The 22,307-nt window shown below is 51.3% G+C and carries 17 protein-coding genes and 1 other RNA gene; 10 read left to right on the top strand and 8 right to left on the bottom strand.

All coding sequences use genetic code 11. The annotated features are described in order from the left end of the window. Positions 1-42: 42 nt before the first annotated feature. On the bottom strand, positions 43-1,089 hold the full coding sequence (locus tag A6301_RS03430) for a 3-deoxy-7-phosphoheptulonate synthase (RefSeq protein ID WP_234257103.1): 1,047 nt from the start codon (positions 1,087-1,089) through the stop codon (positions 43-45). 191 nt (positions 1,090-1,280) lie between these two features. Next, positions 1,281-2,102 (bottom strand): pyruvate, water dikinase regulatory protein, encoded by an 822-nt coding sequence (locus A6301_RS03425; protein WP_014700375.1) that lies wholly within the window; start codon positions 2,100-2,102, stop codon positions 1,281-1,283. Between the two features lie 300 nt (positions 2,103-2,402). Here A6301_RS03425 and ppsA point away from each other — a divergent pair, with 300 nt between their 5' ends. Then, complete coding sequence (gene ppsA, locus A6301_RS03420) at positions 2,403-4,781, top strand: phosphoenolpyruvate synthase (RefSeq protein ID WP_234257102.1); 2,379 nt, start codon at positions 2,403-2,405, stop codon at positions 4,779-4,781. A gap of 279 nt (positions 4,782-5,060) precedes the next feature. On the opposite strand, the gene apbE is transcribed toward ppsA, so the two are convergent. From apbE to ydiK, 3 genes are all read right to left on the bottom strand, one after another. Continuing rightward, positions 5,061-6,107, bottom strand: a complete 1,047-nt coding sequence (gene apbE / locus A6301_RS03415; protein WP_234257101.1) for an FAD:protein FMN transferase ApbE — start codon at positions 6,105-6,107, stop codon at positions 5,061-5,063. A gap of 91 nt (positions 6,108-6,198) precedes the next feature. Then, positions 6,199-6,310, bottom strand: an RNA gene (gene rprA / locus A6301_RS03410) — antisense sRNA RprA. A 282-nt stretch (positions 6,311-6,592) separates the two neighbouring features. Further along, positions 6,593-7,711, bottom strand: coding sequence for an AI-2E family transporter YdiK (gene ydiK, locus A6301_RS03405; RefSeq protein ID WP_107167657.1), 1,119 nt, complete (start codon positions 7,709-7,711; stop codon positions 6,593-6,595). 418 nt (positions 7,712-8,129) lie between these two features. Between ydiK and A6301_RS03400 the strand changes: the two genes are divergently transcribed. Together A6301_RS03400 and A6301_RS03395 are read left to right on the top strand one after the other, a co-directional pair. Then, positions 8,130-11,183, top strand: coding sequence for an FAD-binding and (Fe-S)-binding domain-containing protein (locus A6301_RS03400; RefSeq protein WP_107167656.1), 3,054 nt, complete (start codon positions 8,130-8,132; stop codon positions 11,181-11,183). Then, positions 11,183-11,599 carry a hotdog fold thioesterase gene (locus tag A6301_RS03395; RefSeq protein WP_107167655.1) on the top strand — a complete coding sequence of 139 codons (417 nt, stop codon included), beginning with the start codon at positions 11,183-11,185 and terminating at the stop codon, positions 11,597-11,599. Before A6301_RS03400 ends, A6301_RS03395 begins: the two co-directional genes overlap by 1 nt. Before the next feature lie 48 nt (positions 11,600-11,647). Here A6301_RS03395 and A6301_RS03390 read toward each other — a convergent pair whose 3' ends face one another. Further along, a complete protein-coding gene (locus A6301_RS03390) occupies positions 11,648-12,049 on the bottom strand; it encodes a hypothetical protein (RefSeq protein ID WP_005970399.1) in 402 nt (133 codons plus the stop codon). Positions 12,050-12,475: 426 nt separating this feature from the next. Between A6301_RS03390 and sufA the strand changes: the two genes are divergently transcribed. From sufA to A6301_RS03355, 7 genes are all read left to right on the top strand, one after another. Continuing rightward, a complete protein-coding gene (gene sufA, locus A6301_RS03385; protein ID WP_005970398.1) occupies positions 12,476-12,847 on the top strand; it encodes a Fe-S cluster assembly scaffold SufA in 372 nt (123 codons plus the stop codon). 13 nt (positions 12,848-12,860) lie between these two features. Next, positions 12,861-14,360, top strand: coding sequence for a Fe-S cluster assembly protein SufB (gene sufB / locus A6301_RS03380; RefSeq protein WP_107167654.1), 1,500 nt, complete (start codon positions 12,861-12,863; stop codon positions 14,358-14,360). 97 nt (positions 14,361-14,457) lie between these two features. Continuing rightward, on the top strand, positions 14,458-15,204 hold the full coding sequence (gene sufC / locus A6301_RS03375) for a Fe-S cluster assembly ATPase SufC (RefSeq protein ID WP_005970394.1): 747 nt from the start codon (positions 14,458-14,460) through the stop codon (positions 15,202-15,204). Continuing rightward, the gene (sufD, locus tag A6301_RS03370) at positions 15,179-16,525 is read left to right on the top strand and encodes a Fe-S cluster assembly protein SufD (RefSeq protein ID WP_107167653.1); all 1,347 of its coding nucleotides are present in this window, start codon (positions 15,179-15,181) and stop codon (positions 16,523-16,525) included. The genes sufC and sufD overlap by 26 nt, the downstream gene beginning before the upstream one ends. After that, positions 16,525-17,748 (top strand): cysteine desulfurase SufS, encoded by a 1,224-nt coding sequence (sufS, locus tag A6301_RS03365; protein ID WP_234257186.1) that lies wholly within the window; start codon positions 16,525-16,527, stop codon positions 17,746-17,748. The genes sufD and sufS overlap by 1 nt, the downstream gene beginning before the upstream one ends. Positions 17,749-17,781: 33 nt before the next feature. Next, positions 17,782-18,198, top strand: a complete 417-nt coding sequence (gene sufE / locus A6301_RS03360) for a cysteine desulfuration protein SufE (RefSeq protein ID WP_103807807.1) — start codon at positions 17,782-17,784, stop codon at positions 18,196-18,198. Between the two features lie 392 nt (positions 18,199-18,590). Next, the gene (locus A6301_RS03355; protein ID WP_234257100.1) at positions 18,591-19,613 is read left to right on the top strand and encodes a L,D-transpeptidase family protein; all 1,023 of its coding nucleotides are present in this window, start codon (positions 18,591-18,593) and stop codon (positions 19,611-19,613) included. 183 nt (positions 19,614-19,796) lie between these two features. On the opposite strand, the gene A6301_RS03350 is transcribed toward A6301_RS03355, so the two are convergent. Next, the gene (locus A6301_RS03350; RefSeq protein WP_005970385.1) at positions 19,797-20,033 is read right to left on the bottom strand and encodes a major outer membrane lipoprotein; all 237 of its coding nucleotides are present in this window, start codon (positions 20,031-20,033) and stop codon (positions 19,797-19,799) included. Between the two features lie 314 nt (positions 20,034-20,347). Beyond that, positions 20,348-21,760 (bottom strand): pyruvate kinase PykF, encoded by a 1,413-nt coding sequence (pykF, locus tag A6301_RS03345; RefSeq protein ID WP_107167649.1) that lies wholly within the window; start codon positions 21,758-21,760, stop codon positions 20,348-20,350. Between the last annotated feature and the right edge of the window lie 547 nt (positions 21,761-22,307).

Here is a 22,307-nt window from a genome sequence, read left to right as displayed (position 1 = left end):
TGGCATAGTACCGGGGGAAGGCGTATGCCAGCGCGTATTGTGTTAAAAACGACTATCGACGGCGCTTGCCAAACGTGCCAGCAGCGTTTCGGTGTCCTGCCAGCTTAGGCAAGGATCGGTAATGGATTGTCCATACGTCAATGCCAGAGGATTAATGGCGGACTGGTTCCCTTCGATTAAGAAACTTTCCGCCATGATGCCTGCGATAGCTCGCGATCCTGCGCGGATTTGCTGGCAGATGTCATCAGCAACGTCGAGCTGACGACGATGTTGTTTCTGACAGTTAGCATGGCTGAAATCGATCACCAGATGCTCAGGCAGAGAAAACTCGCTGAGATGCGCACAGGCGGCGGCGATATCTTCCGCATGGTAATTCGGCTTTTTCCCGCCACGCATAATAATGTGGCCAAACGGGTTACCTTGGGTTTTGTAGACGGACATGAAACCCTGCTTATCCGGCGAGAGAAACATGTGCTGGGCACGCGCGGCACGGATTGCATCGACGGCGATACGCGTATTGCCGTCTGTCCCGTTTTTGAAGCCGACAGGGCAAGACAGCGCAGAGGCCATTTCGCGGTGGATTTGGCTTTCGGTGGTTCTCGCGCCAATGGCACCCCAGCTAACCAGGTCGGCAATATATTGACCGGTGACCATATCGAGGAATTCCGTCGCGGTCGGCAATCCAAGCTGGTTGATATCCAGCAGCAGACGGCGCGCAATCTCCAGCCCTTCGTTCACCTGAAACGTGCCATTGAGCGCGGGATCGGAAATTAGCCCCTTCCAACCCACCACCGTGCGCGGTTTTTCAAAGTAGGTGCGCATGACAATTTCCAGTCGATCCTGATACTGCGTGCGTAGCGCAGCCAGACGACGCGCATAATCTAATGCGCTGTCGGTGTCATGGATTGAACACGGGCCAATCACGACGAGTAAACGGGGATCGTGGCCGGAGAGAATAGCTTCAATTTTCTTGCGTGACGAGGTGACATTTTCGGCAACGGCAGGGGTGATTGGGAGTCTGGCAAGTAGCGTTTGGGGCGTAACCAGACTCTCGATGCGCGCGCTCCGCAGTTCATCTGTTTGTAGCATGTTTTGTCTCTAAATACGGTCAAGCTGAAAACCCGTTGTCATCGAAAAAACGTGGATATGGCAGTATTTTCAGGCAATGTTTTCAACTAAAAGGTTGCTTCGCAGCGGCGAAATGCCGGGAAGTGATGGTGCACACAATAAACGAAATGGCACACATTACAACCGTATCAGGACAAAAAAACTATCATGTACTAGTACATTCTTCGGCTCATACCAAGAATGTCGATGATTTTGGCGGAAATTTCCTCGACAGAATAATTGGTGGTGTTGAGATATTTAATCTGATGTTTGCGAAATAGCGCCTCGACTTCGCTGAGCTCCATACGGCATTGGCGCAGAGAGGCGTAACGACTATTGCCCCGGCGCTCTTCCCGGATTGCCGCCAGCCGTTCGGCATCAATGGTGAGCCCAAATAGCTTGTGTTGGAAGGGTTTCAGCGCATCTGGCAGACGCAGGTTGTCCATATCATCGGCAATAAAAGGATAGTTAGCCGCGCGGATACCGAACTGCATTGCCAGATACAGGCTGGTCGGCGTTTTGCCACAGCGTGACACACCGAGCAGAATGACCTGAGCCTGATCGAGATTACGTAGGGAAATGCCGTCATCGTGTGCCAGTGTGTAGTCGATAGCCGCGATACGCGCGTCGTATTTGCCCAGATTATTGGCTGTCAAACCGTGAGTGCGGTTGGCAACTGGCGTCGGAGGGATATTTAATTCTTCCTGCAAGGGCGCAACCAGCGCTTGTACAATATCCTGACAAAACCCGTCGCTGCTGGTAATAATGTTACGAACGGTTGGTGTGACGATGGAATAAAACACCAGTGGGCGAACACCGGTTTGCTGATACAACGTATTGATTTGCTCACACACGGCTTTAGCGCGGGCTTCACTTTCAACGAAGGGTAAGGTATAGCTAACCGTGTTTACGGGGAATTGCGATAACACCGCATGACCCAACACTTCAGCCGTAATCGCCGTGCCGTCTGAGACATAAAATACGCTTCTTTCCACATAACCTCCTGATGATATTTCCGACAGTTCGAACACCTTAACCTCGTCAAAAATTGTGTTTTACGAATACTTTTATTAAAACACCATTTCATTATCTTTATGATAAAGAATGCTAATCTTCTACGATATTGGATTTTTACCGTGTTAGGCAATCATTCACCATGAAATCAGTTTTTTTTCATAGGTTGATCGATTCACCTGTCCATGTTCATCAAAACGCTATGCTAACCTGATTGCGTTGAGGCGATTCTCAACCGAACTCTTTCATACCCTAATTGTATGCAGAAAGGATTATTTTCGATGTCCAATAACGGCCCTGATTTGCGTAATGTCCTTTGGTATAACCAGCTCGGTATGCACGATGTTGAAAGGGTAGGGGGCAAAAATGCCTCTTTGGGTGAAATGATCACCAACCTTTCAGATTTGGGCGTATCCGTTCCCAACGGTTTTGCGACAACGGCGCAGGCGTTTAATGATTTTCTTAATCAAAGCGGGATCAATCAGCGCATTTATGAGCTGCTCGACCGCACCGATATTGACGATCTGAGCCAACTGGCCAGCGCGGGTGCGCAGATTCGCCAGTGGATTATTGATACGCCGTTCCAGCCAGAACTGGAGAAGGCAATCAGTGATGCCTATCAGCAACTGGCTGAGGGTGAAAAAGAGGCTTCATTTGCGGTGCGTTCTTCTGCCACGGCGGAAGATATGCCGGATGCGTCTTTTGCCGGCCAACAGGAAACCTTCCTGAACGTGCAGGGCATTGATGCGGTGATGGTCGCGGTGAAGCACGTATTTGCGTCGCTGTTTAACGATCGCGCTATCTCCTATCGCGTGCATCAGGGGTATGACCACCGTGGCGTGGCGTTGTCGGCGGGTGTGCAGCGCATGGTGCGCTCCGATCTGGCCTCGGCGGGCGTGATGTTTACCATTGATACCGAGTCCGGTTTTGATCAGGTGGTGTTTATCACGTCGGCTTACGGTTTGGGTGAAATGGTGGTGCAGGGGGCGGTGAACCCAGATGAGTTCTATGTTCACAAGCCGACCTTGCAAAACAACAAACCTGCAATTGTGCGCCGTAACATGGGATCGAAAAAAATCCGTATGGTTTATGCCGCGAGTCAGGAACATGGCAAGCAGGTGCGGATTGAAGATGTGCCAGCAGAACAAACGACGCGTTTCAGCCTGACGGACGATGAAGTGCAGGCGCTGGCGCGTCAGGCATTGCTGATTGAGAAACACTATGGTCGCCCGATGGACATCGAGTGGGCGAAAGATGGTCACACTGGCAAACTCTATATCGTGCAGGCGCGTCCGGAAACGGTACGTTCCAACGGTCAGGTGATGGAGCGTTATCACCTGCCGGCCAGCGGTACGGTACTGGTGGAAGGCCGTGCGATCGGTCACCGCATCGGTGCGGGCGAAGTGAAAGTGATTCAGGACATCAGCGAGATGCACCTAATCAACGCAGGCGACGTGCTGGTGACAGACATGACCGACCCAGACTGGGAACCGATCATGAAGAAAGCAGCGGCGATTGTGACCAATCGCGGCGGACGTACCTGCCATGCGGCGATTATCGCGCGTGAGCTGGGCATTCCAGCCGTGGTGGGCTGCGGCGATGCGACCGAGCGTTTGCGCAAAGGGCAAAAAGTCACCGTTTCCTGTGCGGAAGGCGACACGGGCTATGTGTATCAGGATCTACTGGATTTCTCCGTGAAGAGTTCACAGATTGATGAAATGCCAGCTCTGCCGCTGAAAATCATGATGAACGTGGGTAACCCTGACCGCGCGTTTGATTTTGCCTGCCTGCCAAACGATGGCGTCGGTCTGGCGCGTCTGGAATTCATCATCAACCGGATGATTGGCGTGCATCCGCGAGCGCTGCTGGAATTCGATCAGCAAACCCCGGAGCTGCAACGCGAAATCAAAACGCTGATGCAGGGCTTCGACGATCCGGTGGAATTCTATGTAGGCCGTCTGACGGAAGGGATTGCGACGCTGGCAGCGGCATTCGCACCGAAGCGTGTCATCGTCCGTCTGTCCGATTTTAAATCGAACGAGTACGCTAATCTGGTTGGTGGCGAGCGCTATGAGCCGGAAGAAGAGAACCCGATGCTGGGCTTTCGCGGTGCGGGTCGCTACGTGTCGCCGGACTTCAAAGCCTGCTTTGCGCTGGAGTGTGAAGCGGTCAAACGCGTGCGTAACGTGATGGGTCTGAAGAACGTAGAAATCATGATCCCATTCGTTCGTACCGTGGCGCAAGCGGAAGCGGTGATTGCCGAACTGGCGAATCAGGGGCTGCGCCGTGGCGAAGACGGATTGAAAATCATCATGATGTGCGAAATTCCGTCCAATGCGCTGTTGGCTGATGAATTCCTGCAACACTTTGATGGTTTCTCCATCGGTTCAAACGACATGACGCAGCTGGCGTTGGGGCTGGATCGCGACTCCGGCGTGGTATCGTCGCTGTTTGACGAACGCAACGATGCTGTGAAAGCGCTGCTGTCGATGGCGATCAAGGCCGCTAAGAAACAGGGTAAATACGTCGGTATTTGCGGACAAGGCCCATCAGACCATGAAGATTTCGCGGTCTGGCTGATGGAACAGGGCATCGATAGCCTGTCGCTTAACCCGGATACCGTGGTGCAAACCTGGCTGAATCTGGCTGAGCACAAGTAATTAGTACGGTGAATGCCTGATATATAATCATCAGGCAACTGAAACAGTATTCACAGAATGAAAACGGTGGTAATGGAATAGAAGAGTAAAGCGTTTGCGCCATGGACAAAAGCGTCAGGAACGCTTTTGAACGTCGCTTGCGACGGCCCTGCAAGGGTGAATCTCAGGGATGAGATTCATATCTGCGCAATCCGAGCGTACAGGGATGTATTCACAGCGTCTTTACGATCTATCCATTACCACCGCTCGACCGCCGCTGATCGCAAGCTGTGCTGAAAATCACGGTGCCGCAATCAGGAAGGATTTAAACTGTGGCGTCATTACTGCGCTAAAGCCCTTATCCGTTTTGGTAATCAGATAAACCGCAAGCCCTTGCTGCTCTGCTAGCTTCAACGCTTTTTCAGTTCCCAGCACCATTAAACCCGTATCCCAGCCATCCGCTTCCAACGCGGTCGGCGCAATCACGGTGGCAGAAACCAACTGGTGGGTAATCGGTCTTCCTGTTTCGGGATCGATGACATGAGAATAGCGCTTGCTGCCTTCCTCAAAGTAATTCCGATAGCTGCCGGAGGTACTGATCGCATAACCCTGCAAATTCACGGCCGCCTGTACCGCATTTTCCTGGTCGGTGGGTTTCTGAATCGCCACGCGCCATGGCGTTCCTTCGGCATTAACGCCACGACTGGAAATCGCGCCGCCGACGGAAACCAGATAATTGGTAATCCCTTTACGCGTCATCAGTTGTGCGAGAACGTCTGCGCCGTAGCCTTCACCTAAGGTGGAGAGGTCGACGTATAAATCTGGGAGATCTTTCTGAATCCATTCTCCTTTTTCATCGCCGATCAGTGTCAGATGGCGTAATCCGACGTTTTGCCGTGCTAAATCAATCTGCTGTTGGCTGGGAATGTGTATCGGCTGCTTCTGTGGACCAAATCCCCAGAGATTAACTAATGGGCCGACGGTGATATCCATCGCGCCGCCAGTGGCTTTACCGATACGCAGTGCAGCCAGAATGATATCCGCCATGCCATTGCTGATGGGCTGTGGATCGGTTCCCCGATACTGGTTAAAACGCGATAGCACTGAATCGTCACGGTAGGTGGAAATATCATTATTGGTCTGCTCCAGCAGCGCATCGATTTCCCGTTGTAGCTGTGTCTTATCTTCGCTGATAGCGCCACTAATTTTTACGCTGTAGAACGTCCCCATGGTTTTACCTTCGATGGTCAATAAAGGGCGTTCTGCTGTAGACGTTGGATTATCGCATGCTGTCAAAAGGCTGAATAAGCCACAGAGTAGTAATCTCTTCGCGGCGAGAGGCTTCATGAAAAACTCCTGAAAAACTGAACTGAGGGGTTGCTGACAGGAGAGTAACAAAAAAGCAATAAGGCGTAATGGAATGGAAGAGAAATGAAAGGAAAAAAAAGGCCCATCTCAGGGGATGGGCAAAGACTACACACAGCAATTCGTTACTAACTCTGACGAGGAGGAAACCTCATTGACAAACAGTAGGTTAATACTAGCTCCGGTATTTATCCTATGGATAATGCCTTATTTCGTCATTAAGAATCATCCTAATAGTTAATTATCTTTTAAGAGTCGACCCCTCAGAGTTTTTATATTGTCAATAATATTGATGCATTAGAGAAATGATATCAAAATTTTTAGGACTAATCCCTAAGAATAGAGGGCCAATCATTAGCTATTTTTACCTATTGAAAAATAGATAAAGGAGTAATAGAGACGGAGCAAGATTGAGCGTGAGGAATGGGTGGGTGGTCAGCACCACCCACTGGATGAAAAGGCGTTGCTTACTGTGAGGATTCTTTATTTGATGTCTTGGTGGTGCTAACGGGCAGGATGCTCTGTGGTTCGGGGATTTCACGCATCCAGGCAAACAGCAGACGATAGGAAACGGCGAGGACGACTGGTCCAATAAACAGGCCTATCATGCCAAACGCCAGCAATCCACCAATTACACCGGAAAGAATCAGCAACATCGGAAGATCGGCACCCATCCTGATCAGCATCGGACGAATAACGTTATCAATTGTTCCAACGACACAGCTCCAGACCAGCAGGATGGTGCCCCAGGTGGTATCCCCCGTCCAATACAGCCAGATAATGGCAGGGATAAGCACGGGGAGCGGCCCCAATTGCGCCAGACAACACAGGAACATCAGAACGGTTAATAGGGTGGTGTAGGGAATGCCCGATAACCCCAAACCAATTCCGCCTAGTACCGACTGCACGATAGCCGTTACCACCACACCCAGCGCGACGGCCCGAATGGACTGCGCTGCCAGGATCACGGCGGCATCGCCGCGCTCTTGCCCCAGTCGGATAGCGAAATGTCTCACGGCTTTCGCGACGGCTTCACCTTTGTAATACAGCAGGGCGCTGAAGATAAGCATCAGAGAGCAGTGCATCAGAAAGCGCCCGACATGCGCCGCCTGTGCAACCAGCCAGGTCGCGGTTTTACCAAAATAGGGCTGTACTTTGGCAAACAGACCACTGCCGCCGCTTTGCAGCAGCGCCTGCCAGCTGTTGAACAATTTTTCTCCCACGACAGGGATTGATGCCAGCCACTCTAGCGTCGGTGGCGAAAAGTTTTCCTGTCTGGCTCCCCAACTCATGAGTGCCGAGCTGTTATCCACTACGCTGCTGACGAGAACGGCAATCGGCACAACAAATAGCAGGATGAGCAGAAACGTCATGACGAGCACCGCCAGAGAGCGCCGCCCCCAGAGTAGTGCCTGAAATTTGATCAGCATCGGCCAGGTGGCAATCACCACCATACATGCCCAGGCGAATCCCAAAATAAAAGGTTGTACCACCCAAAAGCAGGCAATAATCATGATGGTAATAAACACCAGACTGAACAGGTTTCTGGCCAGATCAAATCGTGGTGGCTGGGAGTATTTGCTCAACGAATTGTTCCTCAATAGCAAAAGAAAAGGCTGAAGGTGAGGTAGTGTGGGCGGCACAGTATAGTCACCATGTCATCATGAGATATTTCCGGGTGTTTTGACAGCGCGTTGAACATTTTGTTGGTGAAACAGCGGTTAACCAACATGCTGTATGTTTTTGCCGTTCTGGGAGCGCACACGATTGCGAAATGTGATAAAACGTGATGTCCCCGATGAAAGAACGGCTATAGCATAGCGGGTTACTTAAGTCCTATTTCAGGAGAAACACGGGGATGAGGTTCCCGCAGGGAGATCTCGCCCCGTGGTCGCTCCGTGTATCTCGGTGCTTAACCGATCGACATTAGGCTGTATACCACTCTTCACAGGCATATCACGACATATTGGCAAACACATCATGTACGGACAGGGTCAAAAAATAATGATCCCACAGATCACGCAATCTCCCGGGCTAGTCCAGCCGGTACTTAATTTTCTGGAAGCATTAAAGAAAAACGGATTTACGGGCGATACGGCGACCAATTATGCCGATCGTCTGACGATGGCGACGGATAACAGTATCTATCAACTTTTGCCGGATGCGGTGGTGTTCCCCCGTTCAACTGCCGATGTGGCGATCCTGTCGCGACTGGCGGGCGAGGCGCGTTTTTCAGGGTTGACCTTTACCCCGCGCGGCGGCGGGACAGGAACGAACGGACAAGCGCTGAATCGCGGTATTGTGGTCGATATGTCGCGCTATATGAACCGCATTCTGGAAATCAACCCTGAGCAAGGGTGGGTGCGCGTTGAAGCTGGCGTCATTAAAGATCAACTCAACCAGTATCTGAAGCCTTATGGTTATTTCTTTGCGCCTGAACTGTCGACCAGCAACCGGGCGACGTTAGGCGGCATGATCAATACCGATGCATCGGGGCAAGGCTCGCTGGTGTACGGAAAAACCTCAGACCATGTGCTGGGGCTGCGTGCGGTACTGCTGGGCGGCGAGATGCTGGATACGCAGGCCATGCCGGTGGAGTTGGCAGAGCAGTTAGCAGAAGAAGATTCTCCCGTTGGTCGCATTTACCACACGGTGCTGCACCGTTGCCGCGAACAGCGCGCGTTGATTATCGACAAATTCCCTAAGCTGAACCGCTTTTTGACCGGCTATGACCTGCGCCATGTGTTCAGCGACGATCTGCACACCTTCGATCTGACGCGCATTCTGACCGGGGCCGAAGGGACGCTGGCATTTATCACCGAAGCGAAGCTCGACATTACGCCGTTGCCGAAGAGTCGTCGTCTGGTCAATATCAAGTACGATTCCTTCAATTCAGCGTTGCGCAATGCGCCGTTCATGGTGGAAGCCAAGGCGCTATCCGTCGAAACGGTGGATTCCAAGGTATTAAACCTTGCCCGTGAAGATATCGTCTGGCATTCCGTCAGTGAACTGATTACCGATGTGCCTAATCAGGAAATGCTTGGCCTGAATATCGTTGAGTTTGCGGGTGATGACGAAGCGCTGATCAACGGACAGGTGGAATCGCTATGTCAGCGGCTGGACACGCTGCTGGAGACCGGAGAGGGGGGAGTGATTGGCTATCAAACCTGTAACGACCTGGCCGGAATCGAACGTATTTACGCCATGCGCAAGAAAGCCGTCGGGCTGCTGGGAAACAGTAAAGGGCAGGCCAAGCCCATCCCGTTTGCGGAAGATACCTGCGTGCCGCCACAACATCTGGCTGATTACATTGAAGAGTTCCGCGCGCTGCTGGATAGCCACAATCTGACGTACGGTATGTTTGGTCATGTCGATGCCGGGGTACTGCATGTTCGCCCGGCGCTGGACATGTGCGACCCGCAGCAGGAAATGTTGATGAAACAGCTTTCCGACCAGATTGTCGCGCTGACGGCCAAATATGGCGGTCTGCTGTGGGGCGAACACGGTAAAGGCTTCCGCGCCGAATACAGCCCTGAATTTTTTGGACCGGAACTGTATACCGAGCTGCGTCGTATCAAGGCCGCGTTCGACCCTGATAACCGGCTGAATCCTGGGAAGATTTGTGCGCCGTTGGATGTCGATGCACCGATGATGAAAGTCGATGCGGTTAAGCGCGGCACATTTGACCGCACGATCCCGCTGACGGTTCGCACCGCATTCCGTGGCGCGATGGAATGCAACGGCAACGGATTGTGCTTCAACTTTGATGCGCGTAGCCCAATGTGTCCGTCGATGAAAATCAGCGGAAACCGGATTCATTCGCCAAAAGGTCGTGCAACACTGGTACGTGAATGGCTACGCCTGTTAGCGGAGCAAGGTGTCGACCCGGTTGCTTTGGAGAACGCTTTACCACAGCAAAAGCTGAGCCTACGCGCCTTTATTCAGAAAACCCGCAATACCTGGCAGGCTAAGAAAGGGGATTACGATTTCTCGCATGAAGTTAAAGATGCGATGTCGGGTTGTCTGGCGTGTAAAGCCTGCTCAACACAGTGCCCTATCAAGATTGACGTGCCGGGATTCCGCTCTCGTTTCCTGCAACTGTATCACACGCGCTATCTGCGTCCGGTTCGCGACTATCTGGTGGCCGGTGTCGAAAGTTATGCGCCGTTGATGGCACGTAGTCCGAAGACGTTTAACTTCTTCCTGAAAATGCCGTTGCTGAATAACTTGAGTCGCAGCCAGATTGGTATGGTCGATTTGCCCTTGTTGTCATCGCCGTCGCTGCGCCAGCAGTTTGCTGGGCATAGCGGGGTTAACACCACGCTGGAACAGTTGGAACAGCTACCGGAGCAGGCGCGCCAGCAGTATGTGTTAATCGTACAGGACCCGTTCACCAGCTATTACGATGCGCAGGTGGTGGCAGATTTTGTTCATCTGATCGAAAAACTGAAGCTGAAACCGGTGCTGCTGCCATTCTCCCCGAACGGGAAGGCACAGCATATTAAAGGTTTCTTGCAACGTTTTGCCAAAACGGCGTCGAAGACGGCAGATTTCCTGAATCGTGTTGCCAAATTGGGGATGCCGATGGTGGGCGTCGATCCGGCGCTGGTGCTGTGCTACCGCGACGAATATCGAGAAATTTTGGGTGAGAAACGTGGAGATTTTCAGGTACAACTGGTGCATGAATGGTTAGTAACGGCATTGGCAGACAGCACGCCTCAGCCTGCGACCGGCGAATCCTGGTACCTGCTCGGTCACTGTACGGAAACGACCGCGTTGCCGATCAGCACGAAACAGTGGGCTGATATCTTCTCGCGCTTTGGCGCTAAACTGGAGAATATTAGCGTCGGATGTTGCGGCATGGCGGGGACCTACGGCCATGAAACCAAAAACCTCGCCAACTCGCAGGGGATTTATGCACTATCCTGGCAACAGGTGTTGCAGAAATTACCGCAAAAACGCTGTCTGACCACCGGTTATTCGTGCCGTAGTCAGGTAAAACGTATGGAAGGCCGCGCATTGCGCCATCCGTTACAGGCCCTACTGGAGATCCTCTGATGCTGTGGAAACGACAGGTTACACTGGAGCAGCTTAATCAACAGAGCCAAACGTGCATGGTCGGCCATGTCGGTATTCGTTATACCTGTCTTGCGGAGGACTCTCTGGAAGCGGTGATGCCTGTGGATTCACGCACACGTCAGCCATTTGGTTTACTGCACGGTGGTGCATCTGTTGTACTGGCGGAATCACTGGGGTCCGTCGCGGGCTATCTGTGTTCCGAAGGCGATCAGCAGGTGGTGGGGCTTGAAATCAATGCCAATCACCTGCGAGCCGTGCGTGAAGGGGAAGTGCGGGGCGTATGCCGGGCGCTTCACGTTGGCCGCCGTAGCCAGGTATGGCAGATTGAGATCTTTGATAATCAACATCGCCTGTGCTGTATTTCGCGTCTGACGACATCGGTGATTACGCCATAAATATGAAATGCTGAACCAGACTGCTGGCCGGTCTGGTTCGGTTTTTCTTTAAGGCAGAAAAGGCACGCGCTTAACGAAATCCGTCTGAAAGGCGGTCGCTTTATCCCATGAACCTTGCATGCTTAGCTGATGGCAAATCGACTTTAGCGTGTTACGGGCAAAGTAGTAACTTTGCACTCGAAAAAGGTGGCAACGCCCTTCATTGTTGATCTCTTTAATCAGCCGATTGTGCAACTTGACCAGTGCGTGCAGATAGCTGTCGTCATCGCCATTTCTCAGGCAGAGTTCAACCATGTCCATGCAGGCGTTATGAAAGCGACGTAAGTGATCAATATTACTTCCCGGACGGTTCAGACGAGCTTCCGCCATATAGAAATCAACAGTGGCATCGCGAATCTGAAATTTATATTCGTCAATCTGGTGGTGCAGCCAGGCATTCACGGAAAGCATGGTTATCGATCCTGAATATTAAATGATAATCATTATCATATTAATAAAAAAGGCCATGATCAATGGGCAAAACGTGCTTTAACGTCAAAAGTACGATCGGAAATCACATAAATCTTCATTTACCTTCCCTGTTTTATAAATAGGTATCACCGATAAATGTTATAATAATGATAACGAGATGATGATATTTATCTGACCAAAAGGACTCGGCGAGATGATATTAATTCATTTATTATCAAATAATTAATTGGTTTTTTGCTGTGTCATCTGGGGTGTTTGAAACGTGAGAAATAGCACGCTTGGCAGGCTAAAAAACCAAATGTTACGAATAGCCCTGCAAAACAAGAGGTTGAAGCTAGTTTCATTATCACTAACATTAGGGGAAACCAGCCTAAAACTGGTACCACACGCAATGAGGTATTCCATATGCAAGCGGAAAATGTAGGGACGTTTTCACTGGATGAAAATGTCTGGCAAGGACTGACGCTGACAGATAGCGCCGTGAAGCAGATTAAGAATCTGATGAAGCAGGATGAGGCCGTGCAAGGACTGCGGCTTGGCGTTAAACAATCAGGCTGTGCTGGGTTTGGCTATGTGCTGGATCTGGTGCAGGAGTTCGAAACCGACGATTTGGTATTTGAACGTGATGGCGCAAAACTGTATGTCCCACTGAAAGCGATGCCTTTCATTGACGGCACAGAACTTGATTTCGTCCGTGAAGGGCTGAATCAGATATTCAAGTTTAATAATCCCAGAGCGCAGCATGCTTGTGGATGTGGCGAAAGCTTTGGCATTTAAGTGATGAAAAATTATGGCACGTAGCACGGTAGATGTACCTGATGATGTCCAGATCTGGATGGGTGATGGACGCTATAAAGAAGGTTTCTTCACGCAGTTGGAGACCGATGAGTTAGCGCACGGCATCAATGAAGATGTTGTCCGGGCAATCTCGGCGAAGCGTAATGAACCTGAGTGGATGCTGGAATTCCGTCTTAACGCTTACAAAGCGTGGCTGGAGATGGAAGAACCGCATTGGCTGAAAGCCCATTATGAGAAACTCGACTATCAGGACTATAGCTATTATTCCGCGCCTTCCTGCGGTAACTGCGATGACAGCTGTGGCTCTGAGCCCGGCGCCAAGCAGCAATCCGGGATTACGGACGTGAATAATTACCTGACCAGCGAAGTGGAAAATGCCTTCAATCAGTTGGGCGTACCCGTCCGTGAAGGTCAGAAAGTCGCGGTCGATGCCATTTTCGACTCGGTATCCGTTGCGACCACGTATCGGCATGAGCTTGCTGAAAAAGGCATTATTTTCTGCTCATTCAGCGAGGCGATTCAGGAACATCCCGACCTGGTGCGCCAGTATCTCGGTACTGTTGTACCGGCGAACGATAACTTCTTTGCCGCGCTAAACTCAGCGGTTGCTTCTGACGGCACGTTTGTGTACATCCCGAAAGGTGTGCGCTGCCCGATGGAGCTGTCGACGTATTTCCGTATCAATGCGGCAAAAACCGGTCAGTTCGAGCGTACGATCCTGATCGCCGATGATGACAGCTACGTCAGCTATATCGAAGGTTGTTCCGCACCTGTTCGTGATACCTATCAGCTGCACGCTGCGGTGGTGGAAGTGATCATCAACAAGAATGCCGAAGTGAAATACTCCACGGTACAAAACTGGTTCTCCGGTAAAGATGACGCCGAAGGCGGGATTCTGAACTTCGTGACCAAGCGTGCGCTGTGTGCGGGTGAGCATTCGAAAATGTCATGGACGCAATCGGAAACCGGTTCGGCGATTACCTGGAAATACCCGAGCGTCATTCTGCGCGGTGACTATTCCGTGGGTGAGTTCTTCTCTGTTGCCTTGACCAACGGTCGTCAGCAGGCGGATACCGGCACCAAGATGATTCACATCGGTAAAAACACCCGTTCGACCATCATCTCCAAAGGGATTTCTGCTGGGCGCAGTGAGAACACCTACCGCGGTTTGGTGAAGATCATGCCGAGTGCGGCTAATGCCCGTAACTTTACCCAGTGTGACTCGATGCTGATCGGCAGCGAATGCGGTGCGCACACTTTCCCGTATGTGGAAGTACGCAACAACACTGCACAGTTGGAGCATGAAGCGACCACGTCGAAAATCGGCGATGACCAACTGTTCTACTGTCTGCAACGCGGTATCAGCGAAGATGACGCTATCTCAATGATCGTGAACGGTTTCTGTAAGGACGTTTTCTCTGAGTTACCGTTGGAATTCGCGGTAGAAGCACAAAAGTTACTGGCGATTAGCCTGGAACATAGCGTGGGTTAATTCGGCGGTTACCGGGATTTTCACAGACTAATAATGAGAATCATCGGTCCCGGAATTCATTGAGCGCCCGTCACATTGGGCGTTGGAAGGAATAAGCATGTTAAGCATCGAAAATTTAAAAGTTAGCGTTGAAGGTAAAGAGATCATCAAAGGGCTTAATCTCACTATTAAGCCGGGTGAAGTACACGCGATTATGGGCCCGAATGGCTCAGGAAAAAGTACGCTCTCCGCGACGCTGGCTGGACGTGAAGAATATGAAGTGACCGACGGTTCGGTCAGCTTCAAAGGGAAAGATCTGCTGGAATTATCGCCAGAAGATCGCGCGGGTGAAGGCGTCTTTATGGCGTTTCAATATCCGGTAGAGATCCCTGGCGTCAGCAACCAGTTCTTCCTGCAAACCTCCGTGAACGCGGTGCGCAAATACCGTGAGCAGGAACCGCTGGATCGTTTTGACTTCGCCGACTTTATCGAAGAGAAAATCAAGCTGCTGAATATGCCGGAAGATTTGTTGACCCGCTCGGTCAACGTGGGTTTCTCCGGCGGTGAGAAAAAGCGTAACGACATTCTGCAAATGGCAGCGCTGGAGCCGGATCTGTGCATTCTGGATGAAACTGACTCCGGGCTGGACATTGACGCACTGAAAATCGTCTCTAACGGCGTGAACTCCCTGCGCGACGGCAAACGTTCGTTCATCATCGTTACACACTACCAGCGTATTCTTGATTACATCAAACCGGATCACGTCCACGTTCTGTATCAAGGGCGCATTGTGAAATCCGGTGATTTCTCGCTGGTGAAACAGTTGGAGGAGCAAGGCTATGGCTGGCTTACCGACGAGCAATAATGTGACGAGCGATAACGTGGCGGGTAAAACCAGTATCGCACAGAAACAAGAGCAGGCGCTGCAACAATGGCATGGCCTGTTTGAACGCGATGCGTCGCGTCGTTCTGAAGAGGCAAACCAACACTGGCAGGACGTGGTGCGCCTTGGCTTACCGCATCGTAAGCATGAGCATTGGAAATACACGCCGCTGGATGGCTTGCTGAGCAACGAATTTGTCGCACCGCAGGCACCGTCTATCGATCGTGCAGCGGTGGATGCTCTGGCACTTGCGGTGGATAGCTGGCGTCTGGTGTTCATCGATGGCGTGTTTAATGCGGAACTCAGCGACAGCGCGTGGGGACCGTATCAGGTTGACGTACAGGCATCGCATGCGCGTGGCGCGTTGCCTACGGCGATTCAGTCCGAAGTATTCCTGCATCTGACCGAAAGTCTTGCTATTACGAGTACGTTGATTCGTTTGGCTGCCGGACAGCAGGCAGAAAAACCGCTTTACCTGCTGCACATCAGCAGCAGTCAGGCGGCAGCGTTGAACACGGTTCACCATCGTCATCATTTGAACGTTGAACGTGGTGCCAGCGCGGAAATTATCGAGCATTACGTCAGCCTTGACGATCATGCGCACTTTACTGGTGCTCGCCTGACGGTGAATGCGGCGGAAAATAGTCAGGTTAGCCACTATAAACTGGCGTTTGAAGCGGCGGCGGGCTACCACTTCGCGCACAACGATCTGGTTTTGGCACGCGATGCTCGGGTTCGCAGCCACAGTTTCCTGCTGGGAGCGGGGCTGACACGTCACCACACTAGTGCTCAGTTGAACGGTGAAGGGACGAATCTGTCCATGAACAGTCTGATTCTGCCTGTCGGCAGCGAAGTGTGTGATACGCGAACGTATCTGGAGCACAATCAGGGCTATGGCGAAAGTCGCCAACTGCATAAAGTTATCGTCAACGATCGCGCCAGAGCGGTGTTTAACGGCATGATTAAGGTTGCGCCGCATGCGCTGAAAACCGACGGACAGATGACCAACAACAACCTGCTACTGGGACGACTGGCTGAGGTAGACACCAAGCCGCAGTTGGAAATCTATGCAGATGACGTGAAATGTAGCCATGGCGCGACCATCGGCCGTATGGATGAAGAACAGCTGTTCTATCTGCGTTCCCGTGGTATTACGCAGCAGGATGCGCAACAGATGATCATCTTCGCCTTCGCGGCGGAAGTCACCGAAGCGATTGAAAACGAGTCTCTGCGAGATGTGGTTCTGGAACGTATCGCGCAGCGTTTGCCCAACGCGCTGGCGAATGCCGGCAAGGCGGTATGATGAACTATCCTATTGAACGGATTCGTGCCGATTTCCCCGTGCTGGCAAGCGAGGTTAACGGCCAGCCGTTAGCCTATCTTGACAGCGCGGCGAGTGCGCAAAAACCGCAGTCGGTTATCGAACGCGAAGCCGAATTCTATCGCCATGAATACGCCGCCGTGCATCGCGGCATTCATACGCTGAGCGCGCAGGCAACCAGCGCGATGGAAGCGGTGCGCGAGCAGGTGGCATCCTTTATCAATGCCGCGTCAGTGGAAGAAATTGTCTTTGTGCGTGGGACGACGGAAGCCATCAATCTGGTGGCTAACAGCTATGGCCGTACCTTCATCCAGCCGGGCGACAACCTGATCATCACCGAGATGGAACACCACGCGAACATCGTTCCCTGGCAGATGCTGGCGGAAGCGCGTGGCGTTGAGGTTCGCGTATTGCCGCTGGCTGAAGATGGCTCGCTGGATGTCGCACAGCTTCCCGCGCTGTTGGATGAACGCACTCGTCTGTTGGCGGTGACGCAGATATCCAACGTGCTGGGTACGCTGAACCCAGTGAAAGCGATGATTGCGCAGGCAAAAGCAGCGGGCGCGGTTACGTTGGTCGATGGTGCGCAGTCGATTATGCACCAGCCTGTCGATGTACAGGATCTGGACTGTGATTTCTTTGTCTTTTCAGGCCATAAGATCTACGGTCCTTCGGGTATTGGTGTGCTGTACGGCAAGCGTGATTTGCTTCAAGCCATGCCGCCGTGGGAAGGCGGTGGGGCAATGATTCGTCAGGTCAGCCTGCGTACAGGCACTACCTATGCGGATTCGCCATGGCGCTTTGAGGCTGGTTCGCCCAACACGGGCGGTATCATGGGCTTAGGTGCCGCACTGGATTATGTAACGGCACTGGGACGTGAAGAGATTCAGCGTTATGAATCCTCACTGATGCAGTACGCGTTGGAAGCGTTAACACAGGTGCCCGATCTGACGCTGTACGGCCCTGCGGAGCGTCACGGTGTGATTGCGTTTAATCTTGGGCAGCACCATGCCTATGATGTAGGAAGTTTCCTCGATCGGTACGGTATTGCGATTCGCACCGGCCACCATTGCGCGATGCCGCTGATGGAACACTATGGTGTTCCCAGTATGTGCCGTGCCTCGTTGGCCGTTTATACTACGCGCGAAGAAATTGACCGGCTGGTTGCCGGATTGCAACGTATCCATCGATTGCTGGGCAGTTAAGCGCCGCGCGCGAACCTGTCCGGGGAGGAAACCATGGCGAGTCTGCCAGAACCGCAGAAACTGGCGCGCAATTTTGCGCGCTGTAATGATTGGGAAGAAAAATATCTGTATGTCATCGAGTTAGGGGAACGTCTTGATCCACTGCCCGATGAGTGGCGTAATCCCGATAACCTGATCTCGGGGTGTCAGAGCCAAGTGTGGATTGTGACACAGCCTGATGAGCAAGGCGTGATCGCCCTGCACGGCGACAGCGATGCCGCTATCGTGAAAGGCCTGATCGCAGTCGTTTTCAGCCTGTATCAGGGGCTGACAGCGCAGGAAATTGTTGAGCTGGATGTGCGGCCATTCTTTGAATCGCTGGCGTTGAATCAACACCTGACGCCATCCCGCTCTCAGGGGCTTGAAGCGATGCTACGGGCGATTCGTGCGCATGCAGCCGCATTGCTTTAATTTGTTTCGCTGTTCTCTCTGCTTTCGCTGAGTATAGAAAAAGCGCTGTGACGAAAAAAAACGTTCAGCGCTTTTTTATTTTTTTCATTTACTGATTTTTACCAACGATACGTTATTGTTTTCCAGTTCATTTATTAACTCGCTGATATTTCAGAATTCGTCCCGTATATTTATTTCCCGTTAAATTTTATGCTGACTCTGCTTTGTAAAGAATTGAATATCAATGCTTTGATTTTTAAATCAAATATTCTTTTGTTACAACAATGCTAATATATACCCACGTCCGGTGGAAAGAGGCAGCAACGGCTGTATTGAACACCAGATCAAGAGGTATAGCCGGATACTGCATTCTGGGTACACAACCAGATGTTATTGATTGTAGGGAATCTATTATGAAACGCGTGTTAACTTTACTCGGTATGGCCTTCGCGACATACCTGGCCAGCACCGCCGCCAGAGCGACGGAATACCCGCTACCGCCACCAAACAGCCGTCTTATCGGTGAGAATATCGCTTATACGGTCCCTAATGACGGCCGCCCGCTGGAAGCTATCGCGGCGGACTTCAAGATTGGTCTATTAGGTATGCTGGAAGCGAACCCAGGCGCAGATCCTTACCTGCCGACAGCGGGTTCCACCCTCACGATCCCGACGCAAATGCTACTGCCGGATACGCCGCGCGAAGGCATTGTGGTCAATCTGGCAGAACTACGGCTCTACTACTATCCGAAAGGGAAGAATACCGTCATTGTTTACCCGATTGGCATTGGCCAACTGGGGCGTAATACGCCATTGATGACGACCAGCGTGAGCGAGAAACGTGAGAACCCGACCTGGACGCCAACGGCAAACATCCGTAAGCATTATCTCGAAGAACAGGGCATTAAGCTGCCTGCTGTCGTTCCGGCTGGCCCGGATAACCCGATGGGATTACATGCGCTGCGTCTGTCGGCGCATGGCGGTGTTTATCTGTTGCACGGCACAAACGCGGACTTCGGTATTGGCATGCGGGTAAGTTCTGGCTGTATCCGCCTGCGCCCAGATGATATCAAGGCGTTGTTCGATACTGTGCCAGTCGGTACGCGTGTACAGATTGTTAACGATGCGATTAAAACCTCCGTTGAACCGGACGGCAAACGCTACGTTGAAGTGCATCAGCCCTTATCAAAGACCGATAAGGACGATCCACAAACGATGAAAATTCCGCTGACGGCAAAGACGCAGAAATTTGTTAAGGATGCAGAGACGGACAGTAAAGCCGTTGCTGACGCGATTGTGCGTCGTTCCGGCATGCCGATTGTGGTTAGCGTAGGGCAAGATATCAATACCTATCAACCACCGGTAGAGTCTGCTCCAGAAACGTCTGAGACGCATCAGGTTGCACCAATCACGGCTATCAGCACTACCTCGCGTTAATCACGAAATAAACCGGCCAGGTGCGTCTCAGGCGCATCTGTGTTGGTTCAAGGATCGGACGGAAGGATAGATACACTTGGTAACGTGGGAAAGAAATGAACAGCGAAGGTTGATAAAACGAAAAACGAAGGCAAAAAAAATGGCGCACAATGTGCGCCATTTTCACTACTTAAACCAGCTCGATTACTTTTTGTAAGTACGAACTTGGTTGTCCAGACGCTGGTTAGCACGAGCTGCGTCATCTTTAGCAGCTTGTACGTCAGAGCGGATTGCGTTCACGTCGTTGCTCAGTTGGTCAACTTTAGCGTTCAGAGTCTGAACGTCAGAAGACAGCTGATCAATTTTAGCGTTGCTTGAACAACCAGCAAGCAGAGTAGAACCCAGAATTACCGCGCCCAGTACCAGTTTAGTACGATTCATTATTAATACCCTCTAGATTGAGTTAATCTCCATGTAGCGTTACAAGTATTACACAAACTATTTTCTAATGAGAATAAATTTTTGATGAGAACATGCTTAATTTTGATCGTTCGCTCAAAGAAACAGCGAGTTTTACCTGTTCATTAAAAAAGTAAGGAAAACAGCGCTATTTTTGTCAGATAACTCCGAAGCTTAAGGCTATTAAAACGGCGTGTTACGCAAAGGCATTAATTAGGTTATCGTGCTGTAGAAAGTCGTTTCAGAATATAAAAAAAGCGCCATTAAGGCGCTTTTTACCGATCTGATTGTTAGGATCAGATACGATGTACGGAAACGGTATTGGTTGTGCCGCTAGAAACCAGCGCACCAGATACCATCACTACAACATCGCCCGCTTGCGCGTAGCCGCTATTCAGCGCGGCTTCTTTACCGATGCGGTAGAAATCATCCGTAGAGGCAATTTCTTTCACCAGCAGCGTATCAATACCTTTGCTCAGCAGCAGTTGGCGTGCGGTGACATCGTTAGTCGTCAACGCCAGAATACGGGCATTTGGGAAGTATTTACGGATAGATTTGGCCGATTTACCGCCGCTGGTCGCAACCACAATCAGCGGTGCATCCAGTTTTTCTGCGGTTTCTACCGCACCGCGGCAGACCGCTTCAGTGATGCGCAGAATTCCAGGCGTCTTGATGGTATCCAGACGGCTTTTCATCACGGAATCGGTACGCTGACAGATCGTTGCCATGATGGTAACGGATTCCAGCGGGTATTTACCTTTCGCACTTTCGCCAGACAGCATAACGGCATCGGTGCCGTCGATGATGGCGTTAGCGACGTCGCCAGCTTCAGCGCGGGTAGGGCGCGGGTTCTTGATCATTGAATCCAGCATTTGCGTTGCGGTGATAACCACTTTGCGTGCCAGGTTACATTTTTCGATCATCATCTTCTGCGCGAAGATCACTTCTTCAACGGGGATCTCAACACCCAGGTCACCACGGGCAACCATGATGCCGTCAGAGGCTTCCAGAATCTCGTCGAAGTTGTTCAGACCTTCCTGATTTTCGATTTTGGAGATGATCTGAATTTGCTCGCCACCGTGTGCTTTCAGGTGAGCGCGAATTTCTTCAACGTCGGAACGCTTACGAATAAAAGAGGCAGCAACGAAATCGACGCCTTGTTCGCAACCGAAAATCAGGTCGCGTTTGTCTTTTTCAGCCAGAGCAGGCAATTGGATGGAAACGCCTGGCAGGTTAACGCCTTTGTTCTCGCCCAGATCGCCATTGTTCAGCACTTTACAGACGACATCGTTGCCGCTGATCGCCGTAACCTGCATACCGATCAGGCCGTCATCAACCAGAACGGTGTTACCGACGCTGAGGTCTTCGGTGAAACCTGCGTAGGTGACAGCAACGCGATCCTTGTTACCCACGATGCTTTGATCGGTGGTGAACGTGAAGGTTTGACCTGCGGTCAGCGTGACATCCGCACCGTTTTCCAGCTTCATGGTACGAATTTCTGGACCCTTGGTGTCAAGCAGGATAGCGGCTTTCTGACCGGTTTTTTCCATGACGGCACGCAGGTTCTTGATGCGTTGGCCATGTTCTGCGTAATCCCCGTGAGAGAAATTCAGGCGCATAACATTCATGCCGGCAGACAGCAGGTTGCCAAGCACTTCTTCTGACTCTGTTTTCGGCCCGATGGTACAAACAATTTTTGTCTTTTTCATACGATAGTTTCTACAAGTTGTGATGGATAAAAAAACGAGTGAACCAGTGGCTGTGGCCGTGTGAGGCAAGCCGCTGGAAAGAATGCATGAGGGAACGGTGTAAAAGAGGTAAGTATAGAGGGTCGTAGCGAATGGGTGATGAAGTGCGCAACCGCTCGTCGCATGGGATTCGCGGGGGCTAGCGTTGGCGATGCCGTTGATAATAATGTTATTGATAGTGGCACGTTGTTTAGCTGAAACCATTCAATTGAAACGACGTTTCGTATTATAGTTATTAAGCGACGAGAAACAAGGTGGTAAAAGGTCAGAAATTGAATATTTCAGTGCGTTTACGCAAAAAATTGAGCGATTTGGTGTTTTTACCTAACTTTGTTGCGCAACTGCCTAAGAAATCCGTTGTATAAATACGCTATTACGGTGAGTCATGGCAAGTCGTTGATTCTTGTAACAGCCGACAATAAATAAAGAAAGTGCGTGTAAGCAACATGCTTTTCTATCGATCCGTATCACGTTTTTGTGTCATGCTCCTTGAGAAGATGAATGCAAA

Source organism: Pectobacterium sp. IFB5596 (assembly GCF_021432585.1).
Classification (GTDB): domain Bacteria; phylum Pseudomonadota; class Gammaproteobacteria; order Enterobacterales; family Enterobacteriaceae; genus Pectobacterium; species Pectobacterium punjabense.
Note: the sequence above shows the minus strand (reverse complement) of the source record. Positions and strands in the feature narration are given on the sequence as shown.

What these genes read in the sequence shown, in the direction of transcription:
- sufS (WP_234257186.1), top strand. Translation starts at nt 16,525, where the DNA reads ATGAACTATCCTATTGAACGGATTCGTGCCGATTTCCCCGTGCTGGCA.
- sufC (WP_005970394.1), top strand. Translation starts at nt 14,458, where the DNA reads ATGTTAAGCATCGAAAATTTAAAAGTTAGCGTTGAAGGTAAAGAGATC.
- A6301_RS03430 (WP_234257103.1), bottom strand. Translation starts at nt 1,089, where the DNA reads ATGCTACAAACAGATGAACTGCGGAGCGCGCGCATCGAGAGTCTGGTT.
- A6301_RS03350 (WP_005970385.1), bottom strand. Translation starts at nt 20,033, where the DNA reads ATGAATCGTACTAAACTGGTACTGGGCGCGGTAATTCTGGGTTCTACT.
- A6301_RS03400 (WP_107167656.1), top strand. Translation starts at nt 8,130, where the DNA reads ATGATCCCACAGATCACGCAATCTCCCGGGCTAGTCCAGCCGGTACTT.
- sufE (WP_103807807.1), top strand. Translation starts at nt 17,782, where the DNA reads ATGGCGAGTCTGCCAGAACCGCAGAAACTGGCGCGCAATTTTGCGCGC.
- sufD (WP_107167653.1), top strand. Translation starts at nt 15,179, where the DNA reads ATGGCTGGCTTACCGACGAGCAATAATGTGACGAGCGATAACGTGGCG.
- A6301_RS03395 (WP_107167655.1), top strand. Translation starts at nt 11,183, where the DNA reads ATGCTGTGGAAACGACAGGTTACACTGGAGCAGCTTAATCAACAGAGC.
- pykF (WP_107167649.1), bottom strand. Translation starts at nt 21,760, where the DNA reads ATGAAAAAGACAAAAATTGTTTGTACCATCGGGCCGAAAACAGAGTCA.
- sufA (WP_005970398.1), top strand. Translation starts at nt 12,476, where the DNA reads ATGCAAGCGGAAAATGTAGGGACGTTTTCACTGGATGAAAATGTCTGG.
- ppsA (WP_234257102.1), top strand. Translation starts at nt 2,403, where the DNA reads ATGTCCAATAACGGCCCTGATTTGCGTAATGTCCTTTGGTATAACCAG.
- sufB (WP_107167654.1), top strand. Translation starts at nt 12,861, where the DNA reads ATGGCACGTAGCACGGTAGATGTACCTGATGATGTCCAGATCTGGATG.
- apbE (WP_234257101.1), bottom strand. Translation starts at nt 6,107, where the DNA reads ATGAAGCCTCTCGCCGCGAAGAGATTACTACTCTGTGGCTTATTCAGC.
- A6301_RS03390 (WP_005970399.1), bottom strand. Translation starts at nt 12,049, where the DNA reads ATGCTTTCCGTGAATGCCTGGCTGCACCACCAGATTGACGAATATAAA.
- A6301_RS03355 (WP_234257100.1), top strand. Translation starts at nt 18,591, where the DNA reads ATGAAACGCGTGTTAACTTTACTCGGTATGGCCTTCGCGACATACCTG.